Annotated in this window: 14 protein-coding genes; all 14 read left to right on the plus strand. The window is 37.6% G+C overall.

The window, feature by feature from the left end; all coding sequences use genetic code 11:
* Positions 1-445 precede the first annotated feature (445 nt).
* Positions 446-1,804, plus strand: a complete 1,359-nt coding sequence (locus F6K40_RS04445) for a chloride channel protein (RefSeq protein ID WP_293131941.1) — start codon at positions 446-448, stop codon at positions 1,802-1,804.
* Positions 1,805-2,696: 892 nt separating this feature from the next.
* Entirely contained in the window at positions 2,697-2,936 is a 240-nt protein-coding gene (locus tag F6K40_RS04450) for a hypothetical protein (protein WP_293131943.1), read from the plus strand.
* Between the two features lie 481 nt (positions 2,937-3,417).
* Entirely contained in the window at positions 3,418-4,536 is a 1,119-nt protein-coding gene (nuoH, locus tag F6K40_RS04455) for an NADH-quinone oxidoreductase subunit NuoH (RefSeq protein WP_293131945.1), read from the plus strand.
* A gap of 480 nt (positions 4,537-5,016) precedes the next feature.
* Entirely contained in the window at positions 5,017-5,631 is a 615-nt protein-coding gene (gene ndhI, locus F6K40_RS04460) for an NAD(P)H-quinone oxidoreductase subunit I (protein ID WP_293131948.1), read from the plus strand.
* Between the two features lie 683 nt (positions 5,632-6,314).
* Positions 6,315-6,938: an NADH-quinone oxidoreductase subunit J gene (locus tag F6K40_RS04465; RefSeq protein WP_293131950.1), complete on the plus strand. Its 624-nt coding sequence runs from the start codon at positions 6,315-6,317 to the stop codon at positions 6,936-6,938.
* Positions 6,939-6,979: 41 nt separating this feature from the next.
* Entirely contained in the window at positions 6,980-7,285 is a 306-nt protein-coding gene (gene nuoK, locus F6K40_RS04470; protein ID WP_293101206.1) for an NADH-quinone oxidoreductase subunit NuoK, read from the plus strand.
* A 1,749-nt stretch (positions 7,286-9,034) separates the two neighbouring features.
* Positions 9,035-9,307: a hypothetical protein gene (locus F6K40_RS04475; RefSeq protein ID WP_293131952.1), complete on the plus strand. Its 273-nt coding sequence runs from the start codon at positions 9,035-9,037 to the stop codon at positions 9,305-9,307.
* A 236-nt stretch (positions 9,308-9,543) separates the two neighbouring features.
* Positions 9,544-9,744, plus strand: a complete 201-nt coding sequence (locus F6K40_RS04480; RefSeq protein WP_293131954.1) for a hypothetical protein — start codon at positions 9,544-9,546, stop codon at positions 9,742-9,744.
* A 913-nt stretch (positions 9,745-10,657) separates the two neighbouring features.
* Positions 10,658-10,840 (plus strand): hypothetical protein, encoded by a 183-nt coding sequence (locus F6K40_RS04485; protein ID WP_293131956.1) that lies wholly within the window; start codon positions 10,658-10,660, stop codon positions 10,838-10,840.
* Positions 10,841-11,029: 189 nt separating this feature from the next.
* Entirely contained in the window at positions 11,030-11,341 is a 312-nt protein-coding gene (gene groES / locus F6K40_RS04490; protein ID WP_293131958.1) for a co-chaperone GroES, read from the plus strand.
* A gap of 157 nt (positions 11,342-11,498) precedes the next feature.
* Positions 11,499-13,133 (plus strand): chaperonin GroEL, encoded by a 1,635-nt coding sequence (groL, locus tag F6K40_RS04495; protein ID WP_293131960.1) that lies wholly within the window; start codon positions 11,499-11,501, stop codon positions 13,131-13,133.
* Between the two features lie 22 nt (positions 13,134-13,155).
* Positions 13,156-13,320, plus strand: coding sequence for a hypothetical protein (locus F6K40_RS04500; protein WP_293131963.1), 165 nt, complete (start codon positions 13,156-13,158; stop codon positions 13,318-13,320).
* An 861-nt stretch (positions 13,321-14,181) separates the two neighbouring features.
* Positions 14,182-14,487, plus strand: a complete 306-nt coding sequence (locus F6K40_RS04505) for a BMC domain-containing protein (RefSeq protein ID WP_293131965.1) — start codon at positions 14,182-14,184, stop codon at positions 14,485-14,487.
* Positions 14,488-14,653: 166 nt separating this feature from the next.
* A complete protein-coding gene (locus tag F6K40_RS04510) occupies positions 14,654-15,007 on the plus strand; it encodes a carbon dioxide-concentrating mechanism protein CcmK (protein ID WP_293131967.1) in 354 nt (117 codons plus the stop codon).
* Positions 15,008-15,776 lie beyond the last annotated feature (769 nt).

Genomic DNA, 15,776 nt, shown 5'->3' on the forward strand with positions numbered 1-15,776 from the left:
GAAGTCATAAAGTTAGATTATTACTGTTTGACGACGTACGGAGTTTAGAATTCAGAAATTGTTTTTTCGGCTTTCCTCTACATTAAACGGTACAGGAAATGAAAAGTTTAGCTTTTCTAGAAGAAACAGTTAGAAGTCATAATTCATAATTCATAATTCATAATTTAGAATTCAAATGAAAAGTTTAGCTTCTCTGTAAGAAACAGCATGACAAAAGGAAAAACTCATGAGTGTGTAACATAAATTGTTCATCTTGAACAATATCTCAATAGCAGCGTTGGGAGGATGTCAAAGATGTAGCTACAAAACTTTGAAAATAGGAAATAGGAAACAAGTAATTATTTTTGTAACCTATGAATATTTATTTCTGTTTCTATCTTTGTAATAAGCTTTCTCCTAATTAGCATTCGGATTCCTCACCCAGGATATTTTGATTAAGAAGAATATGAGACGGTCTTTCCCAAGCATGGATAACCCAAATGTCAAAGACAACGAACCAAAATTAAGCAGTCAGACTCAAGAATTGTTGTACTCCAAAATTCTGCTTTATACTACTGCTGTTGGAATTATGGGGGGATTAGTTGCTACAGCTTACTACTTTGTTTTAGAACACTTTTTGGAGTTGGTCTGGGAAACAGGGCAGCACTACTTCACAGGAATTTTTCCAGATTGGCTACCAGCATGGAATTATACCTGGATTGTATCAACAATTGGGGGATTTGGCGTTGGTTTATGCCTCTATTTCTTTGGCCAACCTGGAGAGATGGCAAAGGTGATCGATAAAATTCACGATCCTGGCCGTTTGGAACCAAGTCAAACACCAGGGATGATTGCCACTTCCTTAGTATCAATTACTGCTGGTGGAAGTTTAGGCCCTGAAGCACCTCTGGTCCAAATCAATGGCAGTCTAGGCAGTTGGATTGCAGATAAACTGAATTTGAGTCTCAAGGAAACACGAGTTCTGACGTTTTGTGGTATGGGTGCGGCATTAGCAGCATTTTTTGGCGATCCTGTTGGTGGTCCATTATTTGCCCTGGAGATTCCTCATCGTCGGGGGATTCAGTATTATGAAGCAATTATTCCGGCAGTCGTTGCAGGGATTTTTAGTTTTGGCGTGTTTCGGTTTGGCACTGGGTTAGAAATCGGAGGTATCTATCGCTTTGACTACTTTGATGCTATTCCTGCTTTGAGTTGGCTAAATCTTCTGGAAGCTGGAGTTCTAGGAATAGTTGGTGGTTTAGCTGGAATTTTGTTTATTGGGATTTTTCGACTTACAGAGTTGGCGATCCAACCGATTAAAAATAGGCATATTTGGCGAGCAATTTTGGGAGGATTGGGAATTGGTTGGTTGGCAGTTTTATACCCTCAAACTCTCTTCTTTAGTGAGCAGCAAATTGAAACTCAATTAATTGAGCCAGCTACTACACTTACAGTTGTAACGTTACTCGGAATTTGTCTGGCGAAAATGATTGCCATTAGTTTCACGATTCATGGTGGATTTCGAGGGGGTTTTATCTTTCCCCTATTTTTCACAGGAGCAAGTTTAGGGTTGGCCATCAGTTTTTTGATTCCAGCAGTACATCCAACTATTTCGATGTTGTGCTGCATGGCGGCCATTAATGTATCGATTACCAAAACTCCGATTAGTACCTCGATTATTTTGAGTGTTTTATCTGATACGTCGATAATTCCGATTATAGCGATCGCTAGTTTTACCAGCTTTGTATTGACTAGCAATATTGGTTTATTAAGAACTCAACGCCCTAGACAGCAAGAGGAAAATTTAAGTATTGGTATTAGTTAATGTGTCATGCTTTTCTATTGAATGTTTATTAATTAAATGATAAAAAATTTTTGTTTGTAGTATTGTTCTAGTCCTAAGATTGATTTAGTTAATGTGTAATATTTTTCTACTAAATGTTTATTAATAACTGAGAAAAAAATTTTGTTTGTAGTAGGTCTTTAGCCCTAAAATTTTGTAGTAGGGCTTTAGCGCTAAAATTGATTTAGTTAATGTGTAATATTTTTCTACTAAATGTCTATATAATAACTGATCAAAAATTTTTGTTTGTAGTAGAGCTTTAGCCCTAAGATTAATTTAGTTAATGTGTAATGTTTTTCTACTAAATGTCTATATAATAACTGATCAAAAATTTTTGTTTGTAGTAGAGCTTTAGCTCTAAGATTGATAAAATTTTTTGTTTGTAGTAGAGTCTTAGCCCTAAAATTGATATTTCATTAACATAGAATACGTAAGCATTCAGCTATTACCTGTCAGCTTTCAGCAATAATATCTAAATTTTAAGGAAGGACTTAAAATGAATATAGCTTTTAGCCTTTAAAGTCAGCTTTTATAAGCAAGATTCAATTTGCTTCAATCCTCAATTAATAAAGCTTTTATCTAAAACTAAAATAAATGGCTGATAGCTGATAGCTAGCTGCTGAATGCTTACTAGAATACAGAGATTTTTGATTTAAAGGTAGGAAGCAGAAGTTTTGTAGTCTACCTTTGTGAAAACCACTATAATTATAAACCAGACGTATTCTCAATGAATGAGACTACTACTATAAGTCTAGAAAAATTTGTGTATCAACTAATTTTCCATATCGTTAAGCTTAGATACTAGATGAAGATAAAAACTTACTACAGCTAAGTTCAAGCTATTATATTAATCCCGCCCTTAACAGAAAATATTTTGAACAATTTTGGATTTGTAGTCAAGATTTTATATTATCTAGGGGTGAAGGCTTACCTGGACGAGTTTGGTTATCAAAACAACCGGAATGGATTTATAGATGTCACTATTGAATCTGAGGAATATTTTTTAAGCAATCAAATGGCGAAAGCTTTTGGGGTAAAAAGCGCTTTTTTTGTGCCTATAATTGCGCAAAATAAAGTTTTGATGATGTTGGCTTTTTTTGACAGAACAAACTGATCCTAAAGATTCCAAAATTATAGAAATAGTGACAAGCAAAGCTGAAAGTTTAGGAGAACTTCTTAACTTAGACTAAATTTATCATTAATAAATCAATATAATTTACCAGCCTTGATTTTACTGAAATTAATATAATTTTTGCATAAGATAAGAGAATATGTAATAGGGAATAGGGAGTAAAAATTGTTTATTTCATGTCTTAAATTGATTTAATTAAAAATTTTGCAAATTGTCTAATCTACTTTACTAGGCTAAAAAATGCTATATCTTATCTCTGGCATAACTCATTAATTTTGCCAGATCTTGATTCAATAAAATTGTCAAAATAGATGACTCAATGTTATAAGTTTTGACTTTGAGAGTAAATGTATGTTTGCTCCATAAAAATCTCATAAAAATATTTGATTTTACTTCTCCCAAAACTTTATCTTTCTGATAAAATCAATAAGCCAAATAATAATACTTATTAACCCTACTCTAAATGAATTCAGGAATCGATCTACAAAGAACATTTATTCAGGCCCTCGTAGATTTGGGCTTACCCCCAGAAATAGCCAGAACTCTATGGCTGCCATTCCCCATGTTATCAATGATTATTGTTGCTACTGTCGGTGTTCTAATAGCAGTATGGCTAGAACGAAAAATATCTGCAGCAGCACAACAAAGAATTGGTCCAGAATTCATGGGGCCCCTAGGCACCCTAGCACCTTTAGCTGATGGTCTGAAGCTAGTTTTCAAAGAGGACGTTGTTCCCGCTAAAGCAGATCCCTTACTATTCACATTAGGACCTGTAATTGTAGCTATACCTGTATTTCTATCCTACCTAGTGGTTCCCTTTGGACAAAATTTAGTAATTACAGACCTTGGGGTAGCAATATTTTTGTGGATTGCTCTTTCGAGTATTCAGCCTATTGGACTACTAATGTCTGGTTATGCTTCTAATAATAAGTATTCTCTACTTGGAGGTTTACGAGCAGCAGCACAATCTATTAGTTATGAAATTCCTTTGGCCTTAGCTGTATTGGCAGTAGCCATGATGTCCAACAGTCTCAGCACAATTGATATAGTTGAACAACAATCTAGCTATGGCATCCTTGGATGGAATATCTGGAGACAACCAATGGGCTTTATAATTTTCTGGATAGCAGTATTGGCCGAATGTGAACGTCTTCCTTTTGACCTTCCAGAAGCAGAAGAAGAATTGGTGGCTGGATACCAAACTGAATATACTGGCATGAAATTTGCTTTGTATTACTTAGCCTCCTATATCAACTTAGTTTTATCTTCCCTACTTATAGCAGTTTTATATCTGGGTGGTTGGCAATCTCCAGTTCCGGTAGAACTTCTCTCTAACTTCTTAGGGGTAAGTGAAACGACCCCTTGGTTACAAATAATCAATGCTACCTTGGGTATTATTATGACGTTACTCAAAGCTTATCTGCTTGTATTTGTAGCAGTTTTGTTACGTTGGACATTACCAAGGGTGAGAATTGACCAATTATTAGACCTGGGTTGGAAGTTCTTGTTGCCAGTAGCTTTGGTTAACTTATTATTAACTGCAGCCTTAAAATTAGCCTTTCCATTTGCCTTTGGCGGTTGAAGAAGGCAGAAGTTAATGGATAATGGATAATGGATAATGGATAATGGATAATTACCTCTCCCTTTTAGGCAGAGGATTGACGCGGTAGGGAAAAAATAAATTTTTTCCCCTTTCAAACGGAGGCTTTTAACCTGAATTATTTAATTAATAATTACTAATTATTAATTGTTCGGTACAGACTAGACAGTGCGAAAACTTGTCTAAAGTTTATCAAACTTACTCATAACTATAGCTATAAAATAATTCCTGATGTCTTTGACCAAGGAATAAATAAAGGGTTTCCAGTTTAACCCTGTAGTGGTTGATACGCTCGCGTTTAACCAGACTTTCAGACCTTTGAATAAGTTTAGTTGAGCGGTACTAATACCCACAAAAGAAAAGATAGATCAATAGCTGATTTGAGATTTTTTAATTACACTCATCAATAAAGCTCAAATTGTCACTTTGTTACCCTGTTTCTAAGTTTTATAAAGTAAAACCATGTTCAAATTCCTCAACCAAGTCAGCGATTACGCCAAAGAAACTTTTCAAGCAGCCAAATATATTGGTCAAGGTCTATCTGTAACTTTTGACCATATGAGCCGTCGTCCTGTTACTGTACAATACCCCTACGAAAAGCTGATTCCTTCTGAAAGATTTCGAGGTAGAATTCACTTTGAATATGACAAATGTATTGCCTGTGAAGTTTGTGTAAGGGTTTGTCCGATTAATTTACCTGTAGTAGATTGGGAATTTAATAAACAAACTAAAAAGAAAAAGCTCAAGCATTACAGTATTGATTTTGGAGTATGTATTTTCTGTGGCAACTGTGTAGAATATTGTCCTACTAACTGTCTATCTATGACAGAAGAGTATGAGTTAGCAGCTTATGACCGCCATGAGTTGAACTATGATAATGTAGCTCTGGGTAGATTACCATACAAGGTGACAAATGACCCGATGGTAACTCCTATGCGAGAATTAGCTTACTTACCTAAAGGTGTTATAGACCCTCATACAGTTTCTCATACTGAGCGTCGTGCTGGTCTCCGGCCAGAAGAAATTTTGGAACAAATGGAAGCAGAAAAGCCAGTAGCAGAAACAACAGATAAGTAAACAGACAACTAAATAGTTAGGGTTTGCTGAAAAAGTCTTTTTAAGGAGCAGGGAATTTATTAATGGATAATGGATAATGGATAATGGATAATTGCCTCTCCCTTTGAGGGAGAGGATTGACCAAGAAGGAAAAGATTTATTTCTCTTGGTCGATTAGATATCGCGAGGAAACCCGCTCTTTCAGATCCGCTCCGCTAACGCCATCTCTCGACCGCTTTTTTCCCCTTTATTGGGGAGGCTTTAAACCTGAATTATCTAATTATTTAATTATTTAATTATTAATTATTTCGGTAATTTTTTGCCCTTGTTTAACCAAAATGCTAACTTTTTGAGTATTTTAGACTGAAAACCTGGTACTTTTTTTGAACTTAACAAAACACTTACCTTGATTTTTAATGTTAATGATTTGAGATTTAATCAGCAAGCCCTAGTTAACAAAAACAAATATTTATTAGCTATTAGTTATCAGATGGTTAAGTTGACTTTTAGCTACTGCCAACTAATAACTACCAACTATAGTAATCCTAAATGATTTGTGAGAAAAAATTGTAGTGGTTTGGTATCAAAACCCAAGCAAAAATGGGATGAAAAAACTAAACTCCCACGATCAAATTTTACAACCTATTTAGAATTGCTATAACAAAATATAATTCCAAATTAAAACATATCTAAAGGAATAAAAAGTGGATTTAGCACAAGGAGTTCAATTCGTTTCATTCATTATTTTAGCTGTAATGATGATTGGGGCAGCTTTGGGAGTAGTATTATTTTCTAATATTGTCTACTCAGCTTTTCTTTTGGGTGGAGTATTTCTGAGCATTTCTGGTTTATACCTTTTATTAAATGCTGATTTTGTAGCTACTGCCCAAGTTTTGATTTATGTTGGAGCTGTTAATGTCCTGATTTTATTTGCGATTATGCTTGTAAATAAACGAGAAGATTTTAAAGCTTTGCCTAATGCTTGGTTTAGAAAGGTAGCTACAGGTTTAGTTTGTTTTGGTTTGTTTGCTTTACTAAGTACAATGGTATTGTCTACTTCTTGGTCAATTCCTGTTAGTGGAGCTGCTGCTGAAGAAAGTTCAATTGTATTAATTGGCAAGCACTTTTTTACTGACTTTTTACTTCCTTTTGAACTTGCTTCTGTGTTTTTATTAATGGCAATGGTGGGTGCTATTATTTTGGCTCGTCGAGATATTTTGCCTGATGAAGTACCAACTAATATTCCTCAAACGCCTGTTTTAAGTTTGCCAGAACGTCCTCGTGAATTAGTTTCAACTTCTCAGGAAATTTTCGATCAAAACGTTTAAGATAATTCAGTAAATTTCAAAGGTTAATTAAGTTTATGCAATTGCAACTGGAATATTTTTTGTTATTAGCAGCAGCACTTTTTTGTATAGGAATTTATGGTTTAGTTACCAGTCGTAATGCAGTTAGGGTGTTGATGTCTATTGAGCTACTTCTGAATGCTGTAAATTTGAATTTGATGGGATTTTCTAATTTCTTAGATGCTCAAAATATTAAAGGTCAGGTTTTTACTGTATTTGTAATTACGGTTGCTGCTGCTGAAGCTGCTGTTGGTTTAGCTATAGTTTTAGCAATTTATCGTAACCGTGACACGGTGGATATGGAAGAATTTAACTTATTAAAGTGGTAATTTTAAGGTAACTGTTTAGCATTTCCTAAAGAATGCTACGCAAATAGTTTTTGTTTGTAGTAGGACTTTAGCCCGATAAATATCCATACTTATTACTAAAGTCCTACTTACGAGAGCTTCTAATTATTTATAGCTATTTAACCAGAGATAATATTACTCAGATTAGCCGATAGTCTTTTTTGTTCCTGTAGAATTCTCCACAAACATAGCTATTAATTCTCCTTAGAGCTGATTTGTAAACTTCGCTAAAAGTCTTATATTACCGAAAAATTTTGGTTTAAACCCTCCCCTTGGATAGGGGATAATAAATAAAAATTTTCATAATTAGTCAATCCTATCAGTTTCAAGGAGAGGTAATAATTAATTATTCATTATTCATTATTAATTATTAATTGTTGAACTAGCTTTTAGCAATTAGGGGTGTACTTAACAATAACTCCTAAAACCTATAATTAGGGCTTGATATCTTAATCTAAAAGCATTGACATTAATCATGGTTTGAGCTTTTTTTTAGTCTGGAAAAAGTACAAGGTTTTCCTTAATCAAGAGCTGCATAAAGTGAGGATGAAAGGGTTGACTTAGGAAGAAAAATCACGAATTAAATTCTGACTCCTCCCTTCTGTACGGACGTTTTGCTGACGCTTTCGCTCCGCTAACGCTACGCGACATGGAATAGGAGCATTCCCTATATGAAAACGCATTAATGCTCAAGCAACGTCCCTACCCCATTCCTCCTGTCTTCCCCTCCCAGGAGGGGTTAGGGGTGGGTTGTCTCCTGACTCCTGAGGACTACCCTTACTCATAAGACTTTTGAGGGCAAACCCTAAGCATAGCAAGTGATTCAGCGTCTTAAATATTTAGTTTTTGACATCCTCCCGACTCTGGGAAAGCGAGACAGCGCGGGATTCCCATCCACCAATCAAACAGACTTTAGGGGCGAATGGCCATTCGCCCCTACTTGAAGGACTCAGGGCGGGTTGACACCTCGCTGGAAAATGCGGGCAATGCCAGTAATCAAGCTTCCTCTGTGTCAGATAAATAATCGACCAGTGCCCCTTCCCTCCGGGACGCTACGCGAACGACGACTTGATTAAAAAGCGATAGTAGTCTCAACCTTGGTTTTTGCTTGAGTAACATTTGCATCTTGACATACTCCCGACGTTGCCCTTCTATTCCCCCCTTTCAAAGGGGGGTTAGGGGGGATGGAAAAATAGGGATTCTTCAGTGTGGGAAACCCTGACCGCTGCGCATGACAGAGGTGATGTCCTCCCCCTGTGTTGACATTGATAATAACAAAATGCTCCTAAAAGTGTCAAGGGCCTATGAACGTTGAGCTTATGAAAGTATCCGAATCCGGGCCCAGGCTTTCATCCCGACGCTCCCCTCCCCCCTTGGAAAGGGGGGTTAGGGGGGATGGAGAGCGCGGGACTTCCCGCCAGGAAAGTTAACATGCTTATCTGCAAAACCGCTCTTATTGATTGGTTTTCATCCCGACGCTCCCCTCCCCCCTTTCCAAGCTATCCCTTATAAGGAACTCTTGAAACCCTTGTGGGAGGGTGGTCCGGATGGGGAGGATGGGGAGGAGGGGGAGGAAGAATTCTGTCTACATTCATAAAAAAGTGTGTTTTTCAATACACTTTTCTCCTGAAAAAGCCGATTCAAGAATTCAACATAACTTGTCTATGTTGTCAAGTTTTATGTTAAGAAAAATGTTGATAAAGCATAGCTTTCCAAGGCAGGGTCAATTTATTGTCATCAGAGAAAAAAGTAGGAGAGGGTGGGGAGGTGTGGTCCGTGTGGTCCGTGTGGTCCTTGTGGTCCGTGTGGTCCGTGTGGGAGAAAAGTCCGCTTTTATTCATGCAGCGCCTTTACTTCGAGACCTCATCCTCCCCATCCCCCCCATCCTCCCCATCCTCCTCATCCTCCCCATCCTCCTCATCCCCCCCATCCTCCCCATGCTCCTCATCCTCCTCATCCTCCCCATCCTCCCCATCCTCCCCATCCTCCCCATTCTCTCCCTAAATATTCTAGCTCAGACAAAGAATTAGCCCTGCCTTGGAAAGGGGGGTTAGGGGGGATGGAGAGCGCGGGTCTTCAACCAACGTTGAGATAAATTTTTTTAGATACTATGTAAAGAAATGTAATTTTATTTGCTGAAAAATATTAAGCTTCATTACTAAACTGCAACATAGAGATTCTCTCTATGGTATCCTTCCTGATCATAAACAAGCTCAAATAATTAAGGGGAGGAGAGAACTTTGAATTCAGAAATTAAAAAATATCCATCTTGTTCTTTACATCAAGATGTTAGTGAATATGTAGCCGATCTACAATTTCACATGACTTTACACGCTCGTAATTTAGTTCCTTCTCTTAATCAAGTAAAAGATGGTCGCGAGGAAATGTTGCAGCAAACTCAAGCTCATTTTGAAAAGTTGATTTCTAGACAGCCTCTTTAATTTTTTTTCTATATATTTTTTTGGAAAAAGCCCAATTTCAAGTAATAAATAAAATTGGCTTTTTTAGTTTTTTTCAAAACTTCAATTACCCCACATTCTATAGAACCCCTAAACGTATCTTTTACATTAACTTTCCTTTTTGATGCACAACCAAAAAACGGAAAGAGCGATTACTTTCTAGGGCGTCTAATAAATTAAAGAGGTTAACAAAATGGGTATTGTATGATACACATCGATGGCGTTGGCGGAGCCTAGCGGCTGCTACATCGCTATACCAATCAAATGACTGAGGCTACCTCTAGGAATTCCTCCCAGAAAGTTTACGGAACGCTTGTCATACCTTGTGCTGATATAGCTGGGGCTAGGCTCCGCCAACGCTCTATATTATTTGAGGCAAAGCGAATAAATTTTCTATGAGATAAGGTGCTTTATACAATATCTCATCGTAGTTACAGAGTTCTTTAAAGAGGCGGTTGTCTGTTGCTGTCCATCAAGATGAAAATGCAGCAGTAAATGTATTAGTCGCGGGCGGGCAGTCTGAAACAAAAGACGGACGTGGAGGCAAGGGTAAGACTAGGGTCAAGGTAGCAGTCTGTGAAACGTCAACTTGCCCTTGAGCTACGGCTCGGTAGGAACCCTCGTGTCTTTGGGCTAGGCAGGATGTCAAAGAATGAGATGGAACTGTCTAGAAAAACTCAGACGTCTTAGTTATTTCTACTAATTTAGATTTTTGATTTGGGATTAGTAAATAGTTCAGAGGTAAAAACCTTTGACTTTAGAGTGCTTCACACAATGAGATGGAACTGCCTAGAAAAACTCAGACGTCTTAGTTATTTCTACTAATTTAGATTTTTGATTTGGGATTAGTAAATAGTTCAGAGGTAAAAACCTTTGACTTTAGAGTGCTTCATACATGCAGCCCACACCTCCCCATCCTCCTCATCCTCCTCATCCTCCCCATCCTCCCCATCCTCCCCATCCTCCCCATCCTCCCCATCCTCCCCATCCTCCCCATCCTCCCCATCCTCCCCATCCTCCCCATCCTCCTCATCCTCCCCATCCTCCCCATCCTCCCCATCCTCCCCATCCTCTATAATTTAACTATTGGCAAATACCCAAATCCTCAGTTCGGGAACCCGTACAGTTTAGTTAGTTGCGATCGCAACTCTTATTCAGCTAAATTAGCACTCAGATGGTGAGAGTGCTAAAAAAACAAAATGAAGTTGAATTTTCAGTTTTACTTGAAGCCTCTCAACAACAATAAAACTAATCTGGAGGTAATGTAATGGCAGCCGTAACACTGAGTGTTTCTACTGTTAAACCCTTGGGCGAACGTGTATTTGTTAAAGTTAGCGAATCTGAAGAAAAAACAGCAGGTGGTATTCTTCTACCTGACACTGCGAAAGAAAAACCCCAAGTAGGAGAAGTTGTTGCCGCTGGGCCTGGTAAACGCAACGATGATGGTTCCCGCGCCGAAATGGAAGTCAAAGTAGGAGATAAAGTTCTCTACTCCAAATATGCTGGAACTGATATCAAACTCGGTGGCGATGAATATGTCCTACTTGCAGAAAAAGACATTCTCGCAATTGTTAACTAATACCTCACCCTTAAGGGCAAGGTTTCAAAGAAGTTGTTCCATAGCACTAGCAAACTTTTTCTTGATATTTGATGTTTGCTAAAGTGCTAAAACAACTAACTATCGACACAGAAAAAAATAATCATCTAGAAATTACTAATCAATAGGAATCACAACTATGGCTAAACGTATTATTTACAACGAAAATGCTCGTCGCGCCTTAGAAAAAGGCATGGATATCCTCGCTGAGTCTGTAGCAGTAACACTTGGTCCAAAAGGTCGCAACGTTGTTCTAGAGAAAAAATTTGGCGCACCTCAAATTGTTAATGATGGTGTTACTATTGCTAAAGAAATTGAATTAGAAGACCATGTAGAAAATACAGGTGTTTCTCTAATTCGTCAAGCAGCTTCTAAAACTAATGACGCAGCAGGTGATGGTACAACTACTGCAACTGTTTTAGCTCATGCAATTGTTAAAGAAGGTCTACGGAACGTTGCTGCTGGTGCTAACCCTATAGCTATCAAACGTGGTGTTGATAAAGCTGCTAGCTTCCTCGTAGAAAAAATTGCAGCTCACGCTCGTCAAATTGAAGATTCTAAGGCGATCGCTCAAGTTGGTGCTATTTCTGCTGGTAACGATGAAGAAGTAGGTCAAATGATTGCTGAAGCAATGGATAAGGTGGGTAAGGAAGGTGTGATTTCTTTAGAAGAAGGAAAGTCTATGCAGACTGAGTTGGAAATCACTGAAGGTATGCGTTTTGACAAGGGTTATATTTCTCCTTACTTCGCAACTGACATGGAGCGGATGGAAGCTGTTCTTGAAGAACCTCAAATTCTAATCACTGACAAGAAAATTGCTCTAGTACAAGATTTAGTACCAGTATTAGAACAAGTTGCTCGTTCTGGCAAACCCTTATTAATTTTAGCGGAAGACATTGAGAAAGAAGCTTTAGCAACTTTGGTTGTTAACCGTCTACGGGGTGTATTGAATGTTGCTGCTGTGAAAGCTCCTGGTTTTGGCGATCGCCGCAAAGCTATGTTAGAAGACATTGCAGTATTAACTGGTGGTCAAGTAATTACTGAAGATGCTGGTTTGAAATTAGAGAATGCGAAGTTAGATATGCTTGGTAAAGCACGTCGCATCACTATCAATAAAGACAACACTACCATTGTTGCTGAAGGTAACGAAAAGGAAGTTAAGGCACGTTGCGAACAAATTCGCCGTCAAATGGATGAAACTGAGTCTTCTTATGACAAAGAGAAGTTACAAGAGCGTTTAGCTAAGTTAGCTGGTGGTGTAGCAGTTGTTAAAGTTGGTGCTGCTACTGAAACTGAAATGAAAGACCGCAAGTTACGCTTGGAAGATGCTATTAACGCAACTAAAGCTGCTGTAGAGGAAGGTATTGTTCCTGGTGGTGGTACAACTTTAGCTCATTTAGCTCCCGAGTTGGAAACTTGGGCAAATCAGAATCTAAAAGCTGAAGAGTTGACTGGTGCTTTAATTGTTAGTCGTGCTTTATTAGCTCCATTAATGCGCATTGCTGAAAATGCTGGTCAAAATGGTGCTGTAATTTCTGAGCGCGTGAAAGAGAAGGATTTCAATACTGGTTTTAATGCAGCAAGCAATGAGTTTGTTGATATGTTTGAATCTGGTATTGTTGATCCTGCCAAGGTAACTCGTTCTGCTCTACAAAATGCTGCTTCTATTGCTGGTATGGTGTTAACAACTGAGTGTATTGTTGTTGACAAACCTGAACCCAAGGAAGGTGCTGCTGCTGGCGCTGGTATGGGTGGTGGCGATTTCGATTACTAGGTTTTTTGAGGTAGGGAACAGTTTGGATCTTGTTCCCTCTCTAATTTGTTTGTGTGAAAAGTGTGTATTGTGTTTGAGTCACTTCCAGTTTTTGGAGGTGACTTTTTGGTTTTATGGAACTGATTTGGGTTCTTTTTTCGGCGATCGACAGATAGATGATAAATTTGATTTTTGCGGAATTAATTAATCAGGACTTACGCAAAGGCAGTATATATGGTGTCCTGGTGCGTTACTAAGCGCGCTAACACACCCTACGAATAGCGTTCATGCGTAATATCATGTCCGTTGGTATCGTTTGTGTAAAAATTGGGGAAATATTTACCGTCATGTAAGGTTTTTCCTTCTCTTGTAGGGGCGAATGGCCGTTCGCCCCTACTTCTTCCTTACCTTGTCTATACAATACCGATGCTACCGGACATGATATAAGTCCTATTAATATCTAAAAATTCATCATTAATAGGACTTATATTATGTTCGGTTGAATACTTACACTTAGGAGGAAGGAAGGCAGAAGGTATCCGCCGTACCCCACGAGTGAAAGCTATGCTTTATATCATGTTCGGATAATCAGTTATAAATAAAATTTGAGCTGCTGAGAGTAGGGAAAAGATATTATACTTCTACTTTTCTCCTGACTCCTTTCTCCAGAAATTCTGAGGACCTACGGACGTTGCTTGAACATTAATGCGTTACATGTCGCGCAGCGTTAGCGGAGCGAAAGCGTCAGCAATACGTCCCTACCTCCTGACTCCTTGATAATTATTTATAAGTATTCAACCGAACATGATATTACCCACATCTTTCTTAACATAAAACTTGGGCATGATAGATTAATAATGATAGCTTTTTTATAATAGACATAGGCGTGAAAATTAAAAAGAGAATCAATTCTTATCCATAAATTATCAATTACTTCTTCCTGTTCCCTGTTCCCTATTCCCTGTTCCCTCTTTTCCGGAGAGGTCTAATTTATAAATTTATATATACAGCATTACCTATTGAGATTACAATTATATTAATTGATTCTTGATAATGGAGGAACGTTTCCATGCCAGAAGCAGTAGGTGTCATAGAAACTATTGGTTTTCCTAGTATTTTAGCTGCTGCAGATGCAATGGTTAAAGCTGCACGAGTTACCTTAGTTTACTATGATAAAGCTGAAAGAGGCCACTTTGTAGTTGCAGTTCGAGGACCAACTTCTGAAGTTTATCCTTCAGTCCAAGCTGGTATTGAAGCAGCAGAAAAAGTATATGGAGGTATAGTGGACAGTCATTATATTGTTCCTAATCCACCAGAGAATGTAGAATCTGTATTACCACTAGAATATACAGAAATTAGCGAACAGTTTAGATGATAATGGATAATGGATAATGGATAATTGATAATTAATCCCCAGAGGTTTAAAGCCTCTACTTTTAAATGGATAATTGATAATTAGAGATAGTTTTCATTATCTATTATCAATTAATGAAAATTAATCTAGAGAATTTAATTCTTAACTGAAATTTAGGAGAAATATAATGGCGCAACAAGCTGTTGGAGCATTGGAAACTAAGGGTTTTCCTGGTATTTTAGCTGCTGCAGATGCAATGGTGAAAGCTGGTAGAGTTACTTTAGTTGGTTATATTAGGGTTGGTAGTGCGCGATTTACTGTTCAAATTAGAGGTGATGTTTCGGAAGTAAAAACTGCTATGGATGCAGGAATTGCAGCAGTAGAAAAAGTTTATGGTGCTAGTTTAGAGTCTTGGGTAATTATTCCTCGTCCCCATGAGAATATTGTGGCAGTTTTACCGATAGATTTTAATCCAGGTGTTGAAGAGTTCCGCCAGCGAGTAGAAGGAATAACTGTACCAGGATTGCCTGGTGGTAGGTGATTTTTGATTAGCTAAATATATACTAATCCTATTAAAAACCGTCCACATTACTGTTGTATTACCAAGAGTTATGCTCCGAATAATTTTAGTTATTATTCACTGTAATAGTCTGTGGACGGTAAATATAAATATGAGTTTAGGCTGTTAATTTTGATGTAGTTATCTGTTAGGCTTTAGCTAGTAATTAGTAGGTGTTATTTCAGTTATCAGTTCTCAGTTCCTCTGGCGCTCACCCAGAGGCTTGAAATACGGAAATTGATTTTTTTCATCCTCTTAAAATCAGTTATCAGTTATCAGTTCCTCTGGCGCTCACCTAGAGACTTGAAATACGGAATTAGACCTGATTTTTTGGTAAAAGATTAAAAGCAAGTACAGGACAAATCAACTGTAATTGAATAAGGACATATATATCTTTATAAATATCAATCCAAAAATTAATTAGGGTTTGCTGAAAAAGTCTTATGGGTGAGGGTAGGAGTCAGGAGACTCAAGACTCGAGACTGGAAGAGTAAGGAATGAGCGAGGAGGCAGAAGGAAGAATTTAATTGGTGATTTTTCGGCTCTTGTCAACCCTTTCATCCTAACTTTATGCAGCTCTCGCGGAGCAAAAAACTTGTACTTTTTCAAGACCTAAAACGGCTAAAACCTTTATCTGTCAATGCTTTAAAATTTAATCAGCAAACCCCAATTAATTTCGAGTATTAAAATACAAAAAAAAGTGATAAGTGAAAATTTTATATATATAAAATACACTAAATTACAATTATTA

The sequence above is a fragment of the Okeania sp. SIO3I5 genome (genome assembly GCF_010672085.1).
Classification (GTDB): domain Bacteria; phylum Cyanobacteriota; class Cyanobacteriia; order Cyanobacteriales; family Microcoleaceae; genus Trichodesmium.

Excerpts from the sequence above, each read along its gene's own strand:
- ndhI (WP_293131948.1), top strand. The coding sequence starts at position 5,017 with ATGTTCAAATTCCTCAACCAAGTCAGCGATTACGCCAAAGAAACTTTT.
- groES (WP_293131958.1), top strand. The coding sequence starts at position 11,030 with ATGGCAGCCGTAACACTGAGTGTTTCTACTGTTAAACCCTTGGGCGAA.
- F6K40_RS04485 (WP_293131956.1), top strand. The coding sequence starts at position 10,658 with ATGCAGCCCACACCTCCCCATCCTCCTCATCCTCCTCATCCTCCCCAT.
- F6K40_RS04505 (WP_293131965.1), top strand. The coding sequence starts at position 14,182 with ATGCCAGAAGCAGTAGGTGTCATAGAAACTATTGGTTTTCCTAGTATT.
- F6K40_RS04510 (WP_293131967.1), top strand. The coding sequence starts at position 14,654 with ATGGCGCAACAAGCTGTTGGAGCATTGGAAACTAAGGGTTTTCCTGGT.
- nuoH (WP_293131945.1), top strand. The coding sequence starts at position 3,418 with ATGAATTCAGGAATCGATCTACAAAGAACATTTATTCAGGCCCTCGTA.
- groL (WP_293131960.1), top strand. The coding sequence starts at position 11,499 with ATGGCTAAACGTATTATTTACAACGAAAATGCTCGTCGCGCCTTAGAA.
- F6K40_RS04445 (WP_293131941.1), top strand. The coding sequence starts at position 446 with ATGAGACGGTCTTTCCCAAGCATGGATAACCCAAATGTCAAAGACAAC.